A 17,564-nucleotide genomic window follows, 5' to 3' on the forward strand; every position below is an offset into this window, starting at 1 on the left:
GTGCGGGGTCATGGCCTGTGCTCGTAGGCGCCGATGTCGCAGGCGGCGCCCTGGGGGCGGGTGATGCCGCGCTGATCGGTGGCGGGGCAGTCGGCGGCCGCGTCCAGGGCGGGGCTGCCCGGCAGGAGCGCCGAGGTGTCGGTCGGGCCGCCGTTGTCCGCGAGCGGCCCGAGCAGCGGGTCGCGGCTGGGCAGATCGCCCGCGGCGGTGAGGCGACAGCTTCCGTCGGTGTCGATGTTGTGGCCCAGCGAGTCGATGGTGGCGAAGGCCCGCTTGCAGTTGGCGGCGGCGCCGTCGACCGTGTTGCCCGCGATGACGGAGTTGCGCAAAGTCATGCGGCCCAGGGGCAGGTCGATGAGGTCGGGGAGGGGCGCGGGCAGGCTGTCGAGGTAGGCCGGGGCGATGTTGATTCCGCCCCCGCCGTCGCTGGAACTGTTCCGGGCGATGGTCGAGTTGAGGATCTCCACGGTTCCCCTGCCGCGGATGTCGATGCCTCCGCCGTAGCCGCCGAGGCTGCCGGGACGGTCGCCGGGGTCCGTCACCCGGTTGTCGGTGATCGTCGAGTTCGTGACGGTCCCGGTGTCGTCGAATCTGATGCCTCCGGCCTCGCCCGCGGCGTTCCGGCTGACCGTGCTGTCGACGAGATCCAGGTGGGAGTCCGGGACGTTGAAGATGCCGCCGCCGTACCCGGCGGAGTTCCCGGTGACGGCGACCCGGCGCAGGGTCAGACGGTGTGCGTTGGCGATGCCGCCGCCACCGGTGTCGGTGAAGGGCAGTTCACGCTGTACGGCCCTGCCCCCGGTGATCGTCACGTCGGACATCCGGGTGTCCGCCCGCAGGCGGAAGACCCGGTCCAGGAGGTTGGCGTCGATGACGGTGGTGCGCGCGCCCGATCCGGTGATGGTGGTGGGGGCGTCGACGTTCAAGTCCCCTGTGGTGGGGTCGGGATTGTCGCCGACGATCAGCTCGGGGTCGGGCGGGATCGTCAGCCGGTAGTGGCCGGGCGGCAGCGTGATCGTGCTGCCCGGCAGGGAGTTGGCGGCCATCACCGCGGCGCGCAGACTGCACGCGCCGGACGCGGTGCGGCACCGGCCGTCCGACGGGTCGGCGTCGACCGCGTCGGCGGTGGTGTCCACGGTGAACTCCGCCGGTTCGGCGGCGGATTCGGATGCGGATGCGGATGCGGGGGCGAGGTGCACTCCCGCGGCGATGGCGATGGCGGTCAGCACCGCCGTGGTGACTCGGACCCTCATGAAATGCACTCCTCTCGGCGAGGATTCCGGGCGTACTAGGACTTGCCGGTGTGCATGGTGCGAGGTGCGCGGCTCGTGCGACGCAAGCGGTCTGCGTGTTCTGGAGCGAGCGTTCCATTCAGAACGGCCCGTGTCTACTGACGGGTAGGGAAATTGACCGAATCGGTCAGCCGGTGGGATCGAGGAGGATCTTGCGGACCCCGTCGGAGCGGTCGGCGAACAGTTCGTATGCCGCGGGGCCCTGGGAGAGGGGGAAGCGGTGGGACACCACGACCTCCGGCTGGATCCGGCCGGCCTGGGCGAGGGCGATCAGGGTGGGGAGTTCGTAGTGGATCGAGCAGAGCCCGATGGCGAACTCGAGTTCCTTGATCTGCGCCAGCCCCATGTGGAAGGGGAACGCCTTGTTCTGGCTGACTCCGATGACGCTGACCCGGCCGGCCTGCCGGACGGACTTGAGGGCCAGGTCGATGGTGGCGTCCGAGCCGACGGCCTCCACCACCGCGTCCGGTCCGCGTCCGCCGGTCATCTCCCGCACGGCGGCCTTCGCGTCGTCACCCTCGACCGGTTCGACCCCGAAGCCCGCGGCGAAGGCGCGGCGCTCGGCGACCAGGTCCGCCCCGAGCACGCGCGCGGCGCCCATCGCGAAGGCGGACTGCGCGGCCATCAGTCCGACCGGGCCGAGGCCGATGACCAGGACGGTCTCGCCGGGCTGGATCCGGGCGCGGCGGCAGCCGTACCAGGCCGTCGGGGCGTTGTCCGTCAGGACGACGGCGGCCTCGTCGGAGATCCCCTCGGGCAGGGCCACCAGATTGATGTCGGCGTACGGCACCGCGAGGGCCTGGGCCTGGCTGCCGGGGAGTTGGGGGCTGACGCCGTAGCAGAGCTCCGTACTGGTCTTGGCGCGCTCGCACCGGGCGGTGAACCCGGCCGCGCACGACCGGCACTGGGTGCAACCGGCCGAGGCGGGTACGAGGACCCGGTCGCCGGGCCTGAAGCGGGTGACCTGGTCGCCGGTCTCGACGACCACGCCGACGCATTCGTGGCCTGGTGTGTAGCCCAGTTCCGGGCTGAAGGGATTGCCGTGGTAGATGTGCAGGTCGCTGCCGCAGATACCGGCCGTGGTCACCTGGACGACCGCGTGGGTGGGGCTGGTGACGGCCGGGTCGGGGACGTCGCCGTAGCGGATGTCATGACGGCCGTGGTAGCTCAGTGCTTTCATCTCGGTGCTCCGTCCCCGTCGCCCGCTCAGTCCGCGATCTTCAGCACGAGCTTGCCGTGGTTCTCACCGCGGAACAGGCGCATCAGGGTGTCGGGGAAGTCGGTCACGCCGCCGGAGACCACGTCCTCAAGGGACTTGAGCCTGCCCTCCGCCCGCCACGTGGCCATCTGCGTGATGCCCTCGGCGTAGCGGTCGGCGTAGTCGAAGACGACCATGCCGGTCATGGTGGCCCGGTTGACCAGCAGGGAGAGGTAGTTGGCGGGGCCCTGCGGCTTGGTGCTGTTGTACTGGGAGATCGCGCCGCAGACGATGATGCGGGCACCGCGCGCCAGGGTCAGCAGCACGGCGTCCAGGATCTCGCCGCCGACGTTGTCGAAGTACACGTCGACCCCGTCGGGGGCGTGCCGGCGCAGCTCTTTGCGGACGTCCTCGCTGCGGTAGTCGATCGCGGCGTCGAAGCCGAGTTCGTCGACGATCATCCGGCACTTGGCCTCGCCACCGGCGATGCCGATGACCCGGCAGCCCAGGATCTTGGCGATCTGGCCGACGACACTGCCGACCGCGCCCGCCGCACCGGAGACGACGACCGTCTGGCCCGGCTCGGGGCGGCCGATGTCGATCAGCCCGAAGTAGCCCGTCAGGCCCGACATGCCGAGCGTGCCGAGGTACGTCGGAAGGGGGGCCGCCGCCGGGTCGACCTTGGTGACGCCCAGCCCGTTCGTCACGCAGTACTCCTGCACGCCGAAGGAGCCCGACACATGGTCCCCGACCGCGAACCCGGGGTGCTGGGAGGCGATCACGCGTCCCACCGCACCGGCGCGCATGACCTCACCGATCTCCACCGGGCGTATGTAGGACCGGCCCGCGTTCATCCAGCCGCGCATCGCCGGGTCGATCGACAGAGCCAGCACCTGAACCAGGAACTCCCCGTCGCCCGGTTGCCCGACCGGCTCCTCCACGTGCTGCCAGTCGGCGGGCTGCGGCTCTCCCACGGGACGGGCGGCCAGGCGCACCTGGTGGTTGATCGTGCTCATCTTCGGCGGCTCCTCGGACGGTCGCGGGGGACTGGCGGCGCGTGCCGATCGGCAGGTCGCCCGTGGTCGTGGACCGAGGCGGTTACGCGGCATACCAGCCGGTCGGTATGAGCGGTGAGCGTACGGGGCCGAGGCGCGGGAGGCAAGAGACGCCGGTGGCGACAAGCCGGATGGCGCGATACGGCCCCTGCCGTGTCACGTAGGGGATCCGGCCACGCGGCAGATCACATCCCGACCGCGTGGGTGTACTCGGTGAGGAGGAGCGCGATGTCGTCGGTGCGGTTCGGGGCGTGCTTGGCGCTGTGCAGGAGGGCGTCGGCGAGTTTGTCCAGCGAGTCGGTGTCGGCGTGGGCGAGCCGGGTGCGCAGCCGGTCGATGCCGGTGGTGATGTCCGCGTCCCGGGTCTCGACCAGCCCGTCGGTGTAGAGGGCCAGCAGGCACCCCGGCGACAGGGCCAGGTGGGCCTGCGGATAGTCGGCGTCGCGGTCGATGCCGAGGAGCGGTCCGCCGGGCGGGTCGACGGTCTCGGTGCGGCCGTCGGGCCGGTGCAGCAGGGGCGGGCAGTGGCCGGCGCGGACCACATGGGCGATGCCCGTGGCGGGATCGAGCAGGATGTAGCAGCAGCTGGCGAGGGGGCCGGGGCCGAGGTCGATCAGGAGCCGGTTGGTGGCGGCCACCACCTCGCTGGGCCGCAGGTCCGCGGAGGCGAACGCCCGCACCGCGCTGCGGAGTTGCCCCATGGTGGCCGCGGCGGCGACGTTGTGGCCCTCGACGTCGCCGACGACCAGGGCGATGCCGTGGTCGGTGCCGATCACGTCGTACCAGTCGCCGCCGATGTCCATCCACGCGGTGGCGGGCAGGTACCGGCCGGTCACGCTGACCCCGGGCAGATTGGGCAACTCGTGCGGGAGCAGGGCGTGCTGCAGGCCGTGGGCCAGGGCGTTCTTGGCGTCGTAGAGCCGGGCCCGCTCCAGCGCCTGGGCGATCAGGCCGCTGAGCGCGGTCAGCACACTGCGCTCCTCGCCGGTGAACCGGTGCTCCTCGTCGAAGCCGAGGACGAGGGCTCCCACGGGCCGGCTGGAGGCGAGCAGCGGCAGGAACCCGAAGGAGCGCGACTGGGCCTCCAACTCGGGGTAGGCCCGCGCCAGTTCTTCCGGTGTCTCGATGAACAGCGGGGTGCCGCCGGCCAGCGATCCGGTCACGGGCCCCCAGGTCTGCCGCAGGGAGATGCCCTCGAACCGGTCCAGGAAGCTCTCGTGATAGCCGCGCTGGCACAGCAGGTACAGGCGTCCCTCGCGCACCACATAGGCGGCGAGCCGATGGCCACCGAACGCGGGCAGCAGCTGGTCGGCCACCACGCGGCAGACGTCCAGAGCCGTGACCGCCTCGGTGAGCGCGCTGCTCATCTCCAGGATGCGGTAGAGGGCCCCCGGACGGGTCGGCGCGGGGCCGCCCGCGGAATCCGGGCCGGGCCGGGCACCGGCCGTGGCCGGGCCGGGATCCGCCGCCGGGGTCACCCACCCGGTCGTGCCCTGCGTGTCCGGCCGCAACGAGAACAGCAGCCGCTCGTGCGGGCCGCGGGCGAGGAACGAGACGGGCTGCTGGGAGACCTGGGCGGCCCGGAACCGGTCCTCGAAGGCGGGATCCGCCAGCCACGGCAGCGCCTCCCAGGGGCGCCGCCCCACCAGATCACCGCGGCGCGTGTGCACCAGCCGCACCAGACGGTGATTGGCGTAGGTGACGCGCCCGTCCCGGTCGAGCGCGAAGAAGCCGTCCGCCAGCCGCTCCAGCGCTGCCGCGGCGGCCATCCCGCTGCCCAGGTCGAGCACGCCGCCCACCACGTGGGACGCGGCGCCCGCGCGTCCATGGCCGGTGGGCACCCGGCCCCACAGCTCGATCGTGCGGTGCCCGCCGCCCGTCTCCGGGATGCGGACGCACCGGGCCAGCACACGGCCGTTGCGCACCGCGGCCCGGCCGGCGGCCCGGAAGGCCTGCCGGTCCGCCGGGTGCACCTGAGCCGCCAGCGTCGCCGCCCGCCCGTCGAACTCGTCGGGCTTCAGACCGAAGATCGCGCACGCCGTGGCGTCCGCCGTCAGCCGCCCGGTGCTCACGTCCCAGTCGAACAGGCCGACCCGTACGGCGGAGGCGGCCGGGATCGGGATCTCCAGCGGAGCCTGCGGGGTGCCGCTGCCCGCGTCGGCGTCGCCCGCCCCGAGCCGGGCCAGCGCGGTGCCCAGGCGGCCGGCCGTGGTGCGCAGGTGCCGCCGCTGGGCCTTGGACAGCCCCTGACCGCCGGACTGGGCGGCCCACACCACCGCCAGCGCACCCAGGACGTCCCGCCCCGCCGCCACCGGTACGGAGGCCGAGCCGAACGGATACGGCACGGCGATGGCGAGCTGGGGAAACCGCCGTACGGTCGCTTCGGCGTCGGTGAGATGGACCGTCCGCCCGACGCGGAACGCCTCCGCGACCGGAATCGGGCTGTTGACCGCGATCCGCCGCCACCCACCCAGCAGCGAGGGTGGCATTCCCGCCGCCGCGGCCAGCACCAGCGCACTGCCGTCGGCCGAGACCAGGAAGACGCTCGCTGCGTGCGCCCCGCTCACTTCCACGGCCCTGAGGACCGCGTCCACCAGCGCGTCGTCGCGCTCCGCCGCCCTCTCGGCATTTGTCGTGCCGAAGGGGCGCGCACCCGAGCCATGGTCCGTGGACGACATGCTGCCCCCGATCACCGCACCGGCGGCGCGGCATCCGTGCGTGAGGCGTCTGCACCATTCTCGTACGGAAGGGCACCGGGTGAAACCCCGGAGGTCTCCGGCGCGGGGCGGCCCCGCGGGCGCCCTGAACGGCCCGGCCGCGGCGCACCTGGCCCACCCGTGCCGGGGCCCGATCGCGGTGTCATCCTGGAATCGCGATGCCATCCTGGAGAGGACGGCCTCATCGGCCGGGAGCGGCCAGGGGCGAGGCAGCGATGAACACCAGCGACCAAGGCCGGGCGCAGGACCCGCCCGCGGCGTCCTCGGGCTCCTGGACGGATCGCGCCGACGACGGAAGTGGAGAGTGGCAGATCGGTCACTCCCTGGTGGGGCAGTTCCTGGCCCGGTCCCCGATCGGCATGGCCGTCATGGACACCGACCTGCGCTATGTCTGGATCAACGACGCCCTGGAACGGCTCGGGGGCGTGGCCCGCGAGGAGCGCATGGGCAAGCGGCTGAGCGATGTGCTGCCACGGCTCGACGCGGCGGCCATCGAGTCGGTCATGCGGGAAGTGCTGGAGACCGGGTGCCCCGCCGTCGATGTCGAGTACCACGGCCGCACCAGCGCCGACCCCGACCGGGAACACGCCTACTCCACGTCCTTCTTCCGGCTGGCGGACGACACGGGGGTCGTGCGGGGTGTCGGCTACATGGTCCTCGATGTCACCGACCGATGGCGTGCCCGGGAACGTCTCGCCCTGCTGAGCCGGGTCGGCGCCTGGACGGCCAGGACGCTCGACGTCTTCCGTCTCGCCGAGGGGCTGGCCGAGGTCTGTGTTCCGGACCTGGCCGATCTGATCACCGTGGACCTCCTCGACTCCGTCCTCCAGGGCGAGCCCCTCGACCGGGCGCTGTCCGGCGGCCAGCGGCTGCGGCGGGTCGCCGTCCGCAGCGCCGACGGCGACGCGCCGGAGGGGATCGCGGCGGCCGGGCGTCCGGTGCAGTACCCGCCGGACTCACCCGGCGCGCGCTGCCTGGCCGGCGGAACCCCGCACCGAGAGGCCCTGTCCCGGCAGGGGTGCGAAGGCTGGATCGCCGCCGACGCACTGCTCGGCCCGGCGGCGGCGGACCTCGGTCCGTGCGCGCTGTTGCTGGTCCCGGTCAGGACGCACGGCCGGGTGGTGGGGATGACGACCCTGCTCCGACGTGCCCCGCGCGAGGGCTTCGACGAGGACGACCTCCTGGTGGCCGACGAGATCGTCGGACGGGCCGCACTCGGCGTCGAGAACGCCCGCCAGTACACCAAGGAACGCAACACCGCGCTGGCCTTGCAGCGCTTCCTGCTGCCCCGCCGGATCGCGGCGCACGCGACGGTCGAGGTGGCGACGCGCTATCTGCCCTCCGGCGGAGGCGTGGGCGGTGACTTCTTCGACGTCATCCCGCTCTCCGGGGCCCGCGTCGCCCTGGTGATCGGAGATGTGGTCGGACACGGCATCAACGCGGCGGCCTCGATGGGCCGGCTGCGCACCGCCGTACGCACCCTGGCCGATCTCGATCTGCCGCCCGAGGAGATCCTGGCCCATCTCGACGATCTGATGCTGGGGCTCATCGCCGAGGACTCCCCGGAGGAGCGCGGACAGGCACCGTCGGAACTCGGCGCGACCTGTCTGTACGCGGTCTACGATCCGGTGGCCCGCACCTGTGTCATGGCGCGGGCCGGTCATCCGCCGCCCGCGGTCGTGGGCCCCGACCGGTCGGTGTTCCTCCCCGACCTCCCGCCGGGCCCGCCGCTCGGTCTGGGCGGTCTGCCGTTCGAGTCCGCGGAGATCGAGCTGGCCGAGGGAAGCCTGCTCGCGCTGTACACCGACGGCCTGTTCGAGGTCCGCGGGCAGGACCCGGACGTCGGTCTGGAGCGGCTCCGCGCGGCCCTGGCCGATCCCGACCGGCCGGTCGAGGACATGTGCGGCGAGGTGCAGAGCACGCTGGAGGTCGAGGGGCGGGACGACGACGTGGCCCTGCTGATCGCTCGCATCCACGGGCTCGGGGCCGACCGGGTGGCCTCTTGGGACATCGCCTCCGACCCGGCGGCCGTGTCCGGCGCGCGTGCGGTGGCGGGGCGGTGCCTCGAAGCCTGGGGCCTGGGCGACATGGTGTTCACCACGGAGCTCCTGGTGAGCGAACTGGTCACCAACGCCATCCGCTACGCCTCGGGCCCCATCCGGCTGCGGCTGATCCGCGAGTCCGTCCTGACCTGCGAGGTCTTCGACACCAGCACCGTCTCCCCACGACTGCAGCACGCCCGCACCCTGGACGAGGGCGGGCGTGGCCTGTTCCTCGTGGCACAGCTGTCGCGACGCTGGGGTACGCGCTACACCGCGGACGGCAAGGTCATCTGGGTGGAGCAGGAGATCCTGTAGCCCGAGTCCGTTCACCGCGAGGCCAGTCGGGGGCCGCGACCACGGCAGCCCGTGAGGCTCGGTCGCTAGCTCACCACGACCCGGTCGCCCTGCGATGTCGCACCCGTGGCGACGGTGTTGCCGGTGAACCGCCAGCGCCAGGTGCCGGAGCTGTTCGCGGTGACCGTGGTGCGCAGCTCACCCAGGCTGTCGGTGGTGACCTTCTTGACGGTGGTGAAGGTGTCGGTACCGGACTTGCGGAACTGGAGAGCCACCGACTTGCCCGCGTAGTCGTCCCACACGTTGGTGTCCCAGTCGGCCCGCCGGAGCCAGCCCGTGACGGTGAGCTTGTCGCCCTTGCCGACCGGCTCGGGCGTGGCCTGGGCGGCCACCAGCGTGGCGTGCCGCTTGACGCTCAGCGGTACGCCCGGTGACACGTGGTGGGAGTCGCCGTCGGCGGCCACGGCCTTGGCCTCGAAGTGCCAGGCGCCCGCCGAACTGTTCCGCAGGTCCTGTGCGTCCGTGCCGTCCGGCGAGAGCGGGAAGCTGTAGACGCACTGCACCGTGGTCGCGCTCTGCACGGTGCACGCCTTGCGGGTGGGACGGATGACCAGCCCGTCGGGGCCGACGATCTTGGGGCCGATGACGCTGTCGATGCCGGAGTCGTCCGTAGCGGTCAGCGTGACGCCGACCGATGCCCCGAGCGTGGCGCCGACGCCGGTGGTCGCCTTGCCGAAGGTGACGGACGTGATGCGGGCGTCCCCCACGGTCGTGTCGGCGTGCGCGGCGGGTGCCACGGCGGCGAGGACGACCAGGGGAGCGAGGGTGACGACCGTCGCGGAGCGCTTGTGCATGGTTCTCCCGGCACTTGGGGCCGGATTATGGCCCGGACGGTGAGGGAGACCCGCGAGGACATCATCGAGTTGTACGGACTTCTTACCGTGCCTGCACGGATGTGCCGCCGTCTGTTCCCCTTCCACACTGACGTCACCGCGGCGCGTCGTCCGGCGGCCGTGGATCCACGTGCGGAAGGAAGCAGACGAGCGATCATGAAACGAACTCGGGGGAGGGCGCACGGTCTTGTCGCGCTCGTGGTGGTTGTGGTCGTCGGCGCACTGATGGCGACGGCGTGCGCCGGCGCCGGCCGGATCGCGGTGCAGGCCGTCGCGCGCGGGGTGCCGACGGCATCTCCCTTCTTCAAGAAGGCGATGGGCCTCGGGGCGGACATAGCCCTGGGCGAGGCGCTCAGCAGGATCGGTGGTGAAGTACGGGGCGACGAACCCGGACTGTACGGCGGGGCCAAGGACTCCGCCCGCTGCGACAAGGCGAAACTCGTCGACTTTCTGGGCAGGCCGGAGAACCGTCGCAAGGCCGAGGAGTGGGCCAGGGTCCAGAAGCTCGGCAGCGTGCGTGAGATCCCCGGCTACGTGAGCAAGCTGACGCCCGTACTGCTGCGGGGCGACACGCTCGTCAAGAACCACGACTACGCCAAGGGCAAGGCCACGGAGTTCTACGCGCTGCTCGAAGCGGGCATCGCCGTCCTGGTCGACGAGTTGGGGCGACCGGCCGTGCAGTGCAGCTGCGGCAACCCGCTCGCCGCCTACGACCGCGACATCGGTGGCGCACGGGTGGAGTTCAAGGGCGACAACAAGAAGTGGGCCTCGTACGACGAGAAGAAGATGACCAAGGTGAGGCCCGCACCGGAGGAGGAGCCCGTGGAGGTGTACGAACTCGTCGACGTCGAGGACCCGGACACCGGTCTGGCCCGCGGGGCAGGCTCCGACGGCACCGACGACGAGGTCCTGCCCGAGTCGCCGTCACCGACCGGCGAACCGTCGTCCGAGGAGACACCGACCTCGGCCACGCTCCCCGACGTCACGGGCATGCAGGTCGACGAGGCGCGTGAGCTGCTGGAGAGTCAGGGACTGCTCTCCGAGACGACCGAGGAGGTGTCCGACGCCCAGGTACCCGGCACGGTCATCGCCCAGAGTCCGCTGCCCGGCGAAACCGCCCTGCCCGACTCCGTGGTGACCCTCGTCGTGGCGAGCGGTCCACCCCTGGTCACCGACGCTCCGGTGACGGACGGGCCCACGGACGGCTCCGTCCCCTCCGCCGACGGCGTGGAGGGTGCCCCGGCCGCGGACTCCGTTGACGGGACGGGCGGTTGACCGGGACGAAGAGCGTCCGAGGGAGGATCGCTCATGGGCGTGGGACGATGCCTCGGTGAGGGAGACGGTGCTCGTGATCGATGATCATGAGGCGTTCCGGGCCTCGGCGCGGCTCCTGCTGGAGGCGGACGGGTTCGTGGTTGTCGCCGAGTCGGCCACGGGCGTGGACGGGGTGCGGGCCGCCGACCGGTACGGCCCCGAACTGGTCGTGCTGGACGTCCGGTTGCCCGACATCGACGGGTTCGAGGTGGCCGGCCGGCTCGCGCGGCTGGCCGATCCGCCCCAGGTCGTCCTGGTCTCCAGCCGTCCCGCCGTCACCTACGGCCCGCGCGTCGACCGTGCCCCCGTGCGTGGCTTCCTGTTGAAGAGTGAGCTGTCCGGTGCCGCGCTGCGCCTTCTTCTCGCCTAGGGCGGCCCATTGGCCGGTCATGGCCGCCGTCCTGGCGATGGCGGCCGTGACCGGCTTCGGCATCGTCTCCGAGTCCCTCGCCTTCGGCTGGGACCAGCCCGGGCGATGGGCCCCCGACCTCGTCGTCGGCGTCACGTTCGCCGGGGCCGCCTGCCGGGTCGGGCCAAGGGCGCGCGGAGCCGCGGGCCTGCTCGCGCTGACCTCCGTGGCGTGGTTCGCGGCCAACCTCCAGCCCGGGACACTGCTGTTCTGGCACCGGGGAGCCCTGATCCACCTGCTCCTCGCCCACCCCGGCCTGTGGCCGCGCTCCCGCCCCGCGCTTGCCGGTGTCGCGGTCGGCTATGCGGCATCCATCGGGAACTGGTGGCGGCACGATGCCGCAACCCTCGTGCTGTCGGCGGCAGTCATGGGCCTGCTCCTCCATGAGCACACCCGCACGCGCGGCCGCGGAGCACGGCACCGCCGCGTCGTCCTGTGGGCCGGTACGGCCCTGTGCACCGCGCTGGCATCGGGCGCCGCGGCACGGCTTGCCGTGGGCGCGGCCTCCGCCGCCATGACGCCCGCCCTGTGGCTGTACGAGGCCGCCCTGTGCGCGGTCGCGGTACTGGCGGCCCAGGGCGCCCGCGGGCGGTCCGAACCCGCGACGGTGACCGACCTCGTCGTGGAACTCGGGGAGCACCGCTCCGGGTTGCTGCGTGACGCCCTGGTGCGGGCCCTCGACGACGACTCGCTGGTGGTCGGCTACTGGCAGGCGTCCCACGGGACGTACCTCGACCCGTCCGGGCGGCCCGTGGCGCTGCCGGGCGCGGCGGACGGCCGTACGGTGACACGGATCGAGCGGGACGGTCACGCCTTCGCGGTCCTCGTCCACGACCCGGCGGTACTCGACGACCCGGCCCTCGTGGCGGCCGTGGAGTCCGCGACCCGGCTGACCGCCGCGCACGCCGCCCTGCATGCCGAACTGCGCGCGCAGATAGACGAGGTGAAAGCCTCCCGGCGACGCCTGCTGTTCGCCGCCGACGGGGAACGGCGGCAGCTGGAACGACGGCTGCACGAAGGCCCCCAGCAGCGCCTGACCGCCCTCCGCGAGACGCTGCACGCGCTCGGCACGGAGCCGGATGGTCCCGGAGCCGAGGCCCTCGCGCGGGCCACCGACCGCCTCGACAACACCATGGCCGAACTGCACACGCTCGCCCTCGGACTGCATCCGCGCGAACTGGGCGACGGGCTGAACAGCGCCCTGACGACCCTGGCGGCGCGCCAGGCGCTGCCGGTCCGGCTCGACGTGGTCGACGAGCGCTTCGCCGCGGAGTTCGAGGCTGCCGTCTACTACGCCGTCGCGGAGGCGCTGACGAACGTGGTCAAGCACGCGGAAGCGTCCCGGGCCGAGGTCGAGGTGCGGCGCGCGGACACCGCGGTCCTGATCACCGTACGGGACGACGGCGTCGGTGGTGCCGACCCGGGCCTCGGCAGCGGTCTGAAGGGGCTCGCCGACCGCGTCGAGGCGCTCGGCGGCACGTTCGGTCTCGTCTCCGACCGGGGGACGGGGAGCGTCCTTTCGGCCCGCATTCCCCTCACCCGCCGATGAACGGGCGGACCCGGCATCCGTGCCGGCAACGATGCCAGGACGACACCAGGAGCCTACGGTCGGTGCATGCCTGAAGGGGGGCCCGGATGAGCATGAGGCGGTGGGGTCGCCGGAGCGCCGCGGCGGTGCTGGCGGCGGTCGTGGCGGCGGGTTGCACGACGGCGGACGGGCAGGGGGACAAGGCCGGGGGGCCGGGCGCTCCGCGGGTGCTCACGCTCGCGAACGGCTACGCCAACCTGGACTACGAACCGGCCGTGGCGTACTTCGTCGACCGGGTGGACGAGGTGTCCGGCGGGGCGCTGCGCATCGAAGTGGCCCACGAGTGGGGGGACTTCGCCGTCGATTCCGAACAGCGCGTGGTCCGGGACGTGGCGGCGGGCAGGGCCGACCTCGGCTGGGCGGGCACCCGGGCCTTCGACTCGCTGGGGGTACGGGGGTTCCAGGCACTCACCGCGCCGCTGCTCGTCGACAGCCACGCCCTGCAGCGTGCCGTCCTCGACAGCGGCATTCCCGAGCGGATGCTGCCGGATCTCAAGCCGCTCGGCGTCACGGGACTGGCGCTTCTGGCCGATGGGCTGCGCAGGCCGGTGGGGGTGCGCAAGCCGCTGCTCGGACCGGCGGACTGGCGGGGGATCGCCTTCGGCACGGCCCGCTCCGAAGCGCAGTCGAGCGCTCTGCGCGGCCTCGGTGCCGAGCCGTTCGAAGGGATGGGCCCGATCCGCGACCGGGCCCTGGAACAGGGCCGGATCGACGGATTCGAGATGTACCTCATCGGCCACCACATCAACAACTACGCCCTGCGCGCCCCGTACATCACGGCCAACGTCCACCTGTGGCCGCAGACGGCCGCGCTGATCGCCGACACCGATCTGCTCGGCGGACTGACCGGCGCGCAGCGCGACTGGCTGCGCGAGGCTGCCGCGGACGCGGCCCGCCGCTCGCCGCAACTGTCGGACCAGGACGGCGAATTGGTCGTGCAGCTGTGCGAGTCCGGGGTCCGGTTCGCCCTGGCCTCCGCGGCCGACCTGAAGGGACTGCGGGACGCTCTGCGGCCGGAATACGCTCGTCTCGGGCAGGACGGGCGCACCAAGTCCTTCATCGCGGAGATCGAGCGGCTGAAGGCGAGGCTGCCCCGGCAGCCGGCCCTCGACGTGCCCGCCGACTGCCTGGCCCAGCGGGCCCGGTAGCGCACCGAGGGGGAGTGCCGTGCCCGTACGTCTGCCGCGCCCGGCAACCGCACGGGCAGTGGTGTTCGTGACGATGTCGGCCTACGCGGCCGGTGCCGCCACCGTCATGGCCGTCGGCACCGCGTCGGTGACGTCGTACGCGCGGATGTCCACACCGTTCGCGGTACTCTCACTCCTGCCGGGGCTGGGTCTGCTCGCGGCCGCGCAGATCTTGCGGCGCCCCCCGCTCACCCAAGCCCAACTGCCCCTGTTGCTGCTGGGAGTTGTCTGGCTGGCGCCGCTGTGGGCGGGCTGGCAGGGCGAGACGCCCGTGCGCTCGCTGCTGCACGCGCCCGGGGAGGGGCCGGCGCTGCTGCGCGTGATCGCCCTGGCCGTAACGCCGTTCGCGGTGGCGGCGCTCCTGCACCTCGCCGTGGCCGCGCGACCGGTCCCCCACGGACGGGCGCTGACCGTCGCCGCCCACGCCTCGGCGGGCGCGGTCGGTGCGGGCCTGCTGCTCTTCTACGATCCGTATCTGGACCCGCACTGCTGGCGCGTGTGCGTCGCCGGGCCGACTGTGCTGCACGCCGACCCCGGTCTGACCCGAGCGGTGCAGGCGGCGTCCGCGGTGTTCGTCGTCGCGGTGGGCGTGCTGCTCGCTCTGGCGGTGGCGGCGGACGCCGTCGCCACCCGGGGCGTACGGCACACACGGCGGTCGTACGTCCTGATACCCGTCGCCGTCGCGGCCCTCGCCGAGGCCGCGTACGCCGCCACGCTCCTCGCGCACCGGGCGGAGGACCCGGCCCGGCAACCCTTCGCCGGGCTGTTCGTCGCTCGGGCCGCCGCCCTGACCCTGGTCGTCCTCGGCCTCGCCCGGTGGGCCGTGCGCCAGCGCCGCCGCCGGATCGCGGTCGCCCGGCTGGCCGCAGGACTGGGGGCCGCCCCACCGCCCGGTTCGCTCCGGGCGGCCCTGGCCGACGCCCTCGGCGACACCCGGCTGGAGGTGCTGTACCGGCTGCCGGAATCCGACGAGTACGTCGACGCCACCGGCGCCCCGGCATCGCCCGCGGCCGATCGCGAGCGGGTGGTGACCGCGATCCACCGGGGCGGCGAGCCGATCGCGGTCGTCGTGCACCACCGGGCCGACGCCCACGACAAGCAGCTGGAGCAGCAGATCGGCTCCGCGGCCCGGCTCGCCATCGACAACGAGCGGCTGCGGGCCTCCCTGCTGGCCCGGCTCGCCCAGCTCCGGTCAGCGCGCGCCCGCATCGTCGAGACCGGCGACGAGGCCCGGCGCCGCCTCGAACGCGATCTGCACGACGGCGCCCAGCAGTGGCTGCTGGCCGTCACCTACGAACTGCGGCTCGCACACAGCGCCGCGGCGGCCGCCGGTGATCCACGGGCCCCCGAGCTGGCGGCCGCCGTGGACGAGGCGCTCGCGGTCCTGGCCGAGCTGCGCGAGACGGCCCACGGCATCTTCCCCGTCGTCCTGTACGAAGGGGGACTGGAGCCCGCGCTGTGGACGCTCGCCGACCGGGCGACCGTACCTGTGCGGATCGAGGCCGTGCCGCCGGAGCGGCTGCCGCACCCCGTCGAGCGGGCGGTGTACGCCGTCGTCGGCGCGGCCGTGGACGCCGCTCAGCGCCAGGGGGCGCCCTTCGTCGAGGTCCGTGTCGAGCGGGACGAGCCGATTGTGGTCGTTCATCTACAAGGAGTGACGCTCGACCCGTACGATCGGGTCGCCGACCGGGTCGGCGCGCTGGGCGGGTGGATCGAGAACACGCAGGACGGCACACGGGCGGGGTTTCCATGCGATTAGTCGTGGCCGACGACACGATGCTCACCCGGGAGGGAATCGCCCGGCTGCTCCAGGACGCCGGACACGACGTCGTGGGACAGGCCGAGGACGGGGACGACCTGATCGCCCGGACCCGCGTGGCGCGACCGGACGCCGTGGTCGTCGACATCCGCATGCCGCCCACCCACACCGACGAAGGACTCGTCGCGGCCCAGCGCATCCGGGCCGAGCAGCCCGGGACCGGGGTGCTGGTGCTCTCCCAGTACATCGAGCCCAGCTACGCGCTCCGGCTCATCGAGGAACGCCCCGAAGGCGTCGGGTACTTGCTGAAGGAGAGGGTGTCCGACGTGGCGGTCCTCACCGACGCACTGCGCCGGATCCGCGACGACGAGACGGTGATCGACCCCGCCATCGTCAGTCGGCTGATGAGCCGCCGACGCCGCCCCGACCCGCTCCAGGAGTTGTCGCCGCGCGAGCACGAGGTGCTCGGGCTGGTCGCCGAAGGGCTGTCCAACAAGGCCATCGGGATGCGGCTGTTCATCACCGAGCGCACGGTCGAGGCCCATGTGACCCGGGTGTTGCAGAAGCTGGGCCTCGCCGACCACGCGGACGCGCACCGGCGGGTCCAGGTCGTGCTCACCTATCTGCGCGCCCATCCGGACGCCCTGCGGCAGCCGTGACGGCATCCCCGCCGCCCCGGGTTCAGGGGTAGCACGGATGCCGGCGGGGCGGACCGCTCGTAGCGTCGTACTTGTCGGCGGCACACCCGTCGTACCGGTCGGGACAAGGGGGAGGTGCGAACGGTGCGCCGATGGACGGGGGTCGCGCTGTCGCTGGTCGTGCTGCTCACGGGCGGCGCGGCCTGCGACAGCGGCGCCCGGGCCGCGGGCGGGTGCGAGGTCGGCGTGGCCTACGGATGGCCGGGCCGCGGCGACAACTGGCTGAACGATCTGGCCGCGGCGGGCGTCGAGAAGGCGCGCGCGGACGTGGGGCTGGGCCCACGACAGGTCGTCGAGCTCTCCCCGGGGGACGAGGACACCGAGGACCACAAGGCGGAGCGGCTGCGGCAACTCGCCGATGAGGGATGCGACTTGGTCGTCGCGGTGAGCGGGGAGTACGCGGGCTCGCTCGCCATGGTCGCGGCCGACTTCCCCGACGTCCGGTTCGCCGTCGCCGACGCCCGTGAGATCACCGGCCCCAACATCGCCAACCTCGTCTTCGCCACACCCGAGGGGTCCTACCTCGTCGGCGCCGCCGCGGCCCTGAAGTCCCGCACCGGGCGCATCGGCTTCCTGGGCGGCATGCACACCCGCGAGCTGGAGGGCTTCCGCGCGGGCTACACCGCCGGCGCGCTGGCGGTGCGGCCGGACGTGACGGTGGACAACGCCTGGATCGACGACGGTCCCGGCGGCTTCGACGATCCCGAGCGGGCCCGGCGCATCGCCACCGAGATGTACACCACCGGCGTCGACGTCGTGTATCAGGCCGCCGGCCTTTCCGGGCCGGGCGTGTTCGACGCGGCCCGCGAAGCCGGCGGACTGGCGGTGGGGGTTGACGTCGACGAGTACCGCACCGCGGCACCCGAGGTGCGGGACGTCATCCTCACCTCGATGGTCAAACGACTGGACCTGGCGGTCCGCCGGACCATCGTCGACTCCCACCGCGGCGACTTCCGGCCCGGAGAGATCCCGTTCGACCTCGCCAACAACGGCGTGGGCTACACGACTTCGGGTGGCCATGCCGACGACGTCGTGCCGCGGCTGGAAGCGCTCAAGGCACAGATCGTGGCAGGCCGGATCAGGGTGCCGGCCCGCTGACCGCACGAAGGCGGAAGGAA

At 72.9% G+C, this 17,564-nt stretch carries 13 protein-coding genes; 8 read left to right on the top strand and 5 right to left on the bottom strand.

From position 1 onward, the window contains the following. Window positions 1-8: 8 nt before the first annotated feature. The 4 genes from STRCI_RS35815 to STRCI_RS35830 form a co-directional block, all read right to left on the bottom strand. Window positions 9-1,253, bottom strand: a complete 1,245-nt coding sequence (locus tag STRCI_RS35815; protein ID WP_269663138.1) for a choice-of-anchor Q domain-containing protein — start codon at window positions 1,251-1,253, stop codon at window positions 9-11. 166 nt (window positions 1,254-1,419) lie between these two features. Beyond that, window positions 1,420-2,472: an alcohol dehydrogenase catalytic domain-containing protein gene (locus STRCI_RS35820; RefSeq protein WP_269663139.1), complete on the bottom strand. Its 1,053-nt coding sequence runs from the start codon at window positions 2,470-2,472 to the stop codon at window positions 1,420-1,422. Window positions 2,473-2,498: 26 nt separating this feature from the next. Continuing rightward, window positions 2,499-3,506, bottom strand: coding sequence for an NADP-dependent oxidoreductase (locus tag STRCI_RS35825; protein WP_269663140.1), 1,008 nt, complete (start codon window positions 3,504-3,506; stop codon window positions 2,499-2,501). 224 nt (window positions 3,507-3,730) lie between these two features. Next, window positions 3,731-6,223 (bottom strand): SpoIIE family protein phosphatase, encoded by a 2,493-nt coding sequence (locus tag STRCI_RS35830; protein WP_269663141.1) that lies wholly within the window; start codon window positions 6,221-6,223, stop codon window positions 3,731-3,733. 254 nt (window positions 6,224-6,477) lie between these two features. Between STRCI_RS35830 and STRCI_RS35835 the strand changes: the two genes are divergently transcribed. After that, a complete protein-coding gene (locus STRCI_RS35835) occupies window positions 6,478-8,619 on the top strand; it encodes a SpoIIE family protein phosphatase (protein ID WP_269663142.1) in 2,142 nt (713 codons plus the stop codon). 65 nt (window positions 8,620-8,684) lie between these two features. Here STRCI_RS35835 and STRCI_RS35840 read toward each other — a convergent pair whose 3' ends face one another. After that, window positions 8,685-9,452 carry a calcium-binding protein gene (locus STRCI_RS35840; protein ID WP_269663143.1) on the bottom strand — a complete coding sequence of 256 codons (768 nt, stop codon included), beginning with the start codon at window positions 9,450-9,452 and terminating at the stop codon, window positions 8,685-8,687. Between the two features lie 195 nt (window positions 9,453-9,647). Between STRCI_RS35840 and STRCI_RS35845 the strand changes: the two genes are divergently transcribed. The 7 genes from STRCI_RS35845 (at window position 9,648) to STRCI_RS35875 (ending at window position 17,544) form a co-directional block, all read left to right on the top strand. Further along, entirely contained in the window at window positions 9,648-10,766 is a 1,119-nt protein-coding gene (locus tag STRCI_RS35845) for a DUF6777 domain-containing protein (protein WP_269663144.1), read from the top strand. Between the two features lie 73 nt (window positions 10,767-10,839). Continuing rightward, window positions 10,840-11,175, top strand: a complete 336-nt coding sequence (locus STRCI_RS35850; RefSeq protein ID WP_269663145.1) for a response regulator — start codon at window positions 10,840-10,842, stop codon at window positions 11,173-11,175. A 19-nt stretch (window positions 11,176-11,194) separates the two neighbouring features. After that, window positions 11,195-12,763, top strand: coding sequence for a sensor histidine kinase (locus STRCI_RS35855; protein WP_269663146.1), 1,569 nt, complete (start codon window positions 11,195-11,197; stop codon window positions 12,761-12,763). An 86-nt stretch (window positions 12,764-12,849) separates the two neighbouring features. Then, the gene (locus STRCI_RS35860) at window positions 12,850-13,950 is read left to right on the top strand and encodes a TRAP transporter substrate-binding protein (protein ID WP_269663147.1); all 1,101 of its coding nucleotides are present in this window, start codon (window positions 12,850-12,852) and stop codon (window positions 13,948-13,950) included. 19 nt (window positions 13,951-13,969) lie between these two features. After that, window positions 13,970-15,748: a histidine kinase gene (locus STRCI_RS35865; protein WP_269663148.1), complete on the top strand. Its 1,779-nt coding sequence runs from the start codon at window positions 13,970-13,972 to the stop codon at window positions 15,746-15,748. After that, entirely contained in the window at window positions 15,739-16,407 is a 669-nt protein-coding gene (locus STRCI_RS35870; RefSeq protein ID WP_269663149.1) for a response regulator transcription factor, read from the top strand. Before STRCI_RS35865 ends, STRCI_RS35870 begins: the two co-directional genes overlap by 10 nt. Before the next feature lie 123 nt (window positions 16,408-16,530). Next, complete coding sequence (locus STRCI_RS35875; protein WP_269663150.1) at window positions 16,531-17,544, top strand: BMP family ABC transporter substrate-binding protein; 1,014 nt, start codon at window positions 16,531-16,533, stop codon at window positions 17,542-17,544. The last annotated feature ends 20 nt before the right edge of the window (window positions 17,545-17,564 follow it).

The sequence above is a fragment of the Streptomyces cinnabarinus genome, from assembly GCF_027270315.1.
Taxonomy (GTDB): domain Bacteria; phylum Actinomycetota; class Actinomycetes; order Streptomycetales; family Streptomycetaceae; genus Streptomyces; species Streptomyces cinnabarinus.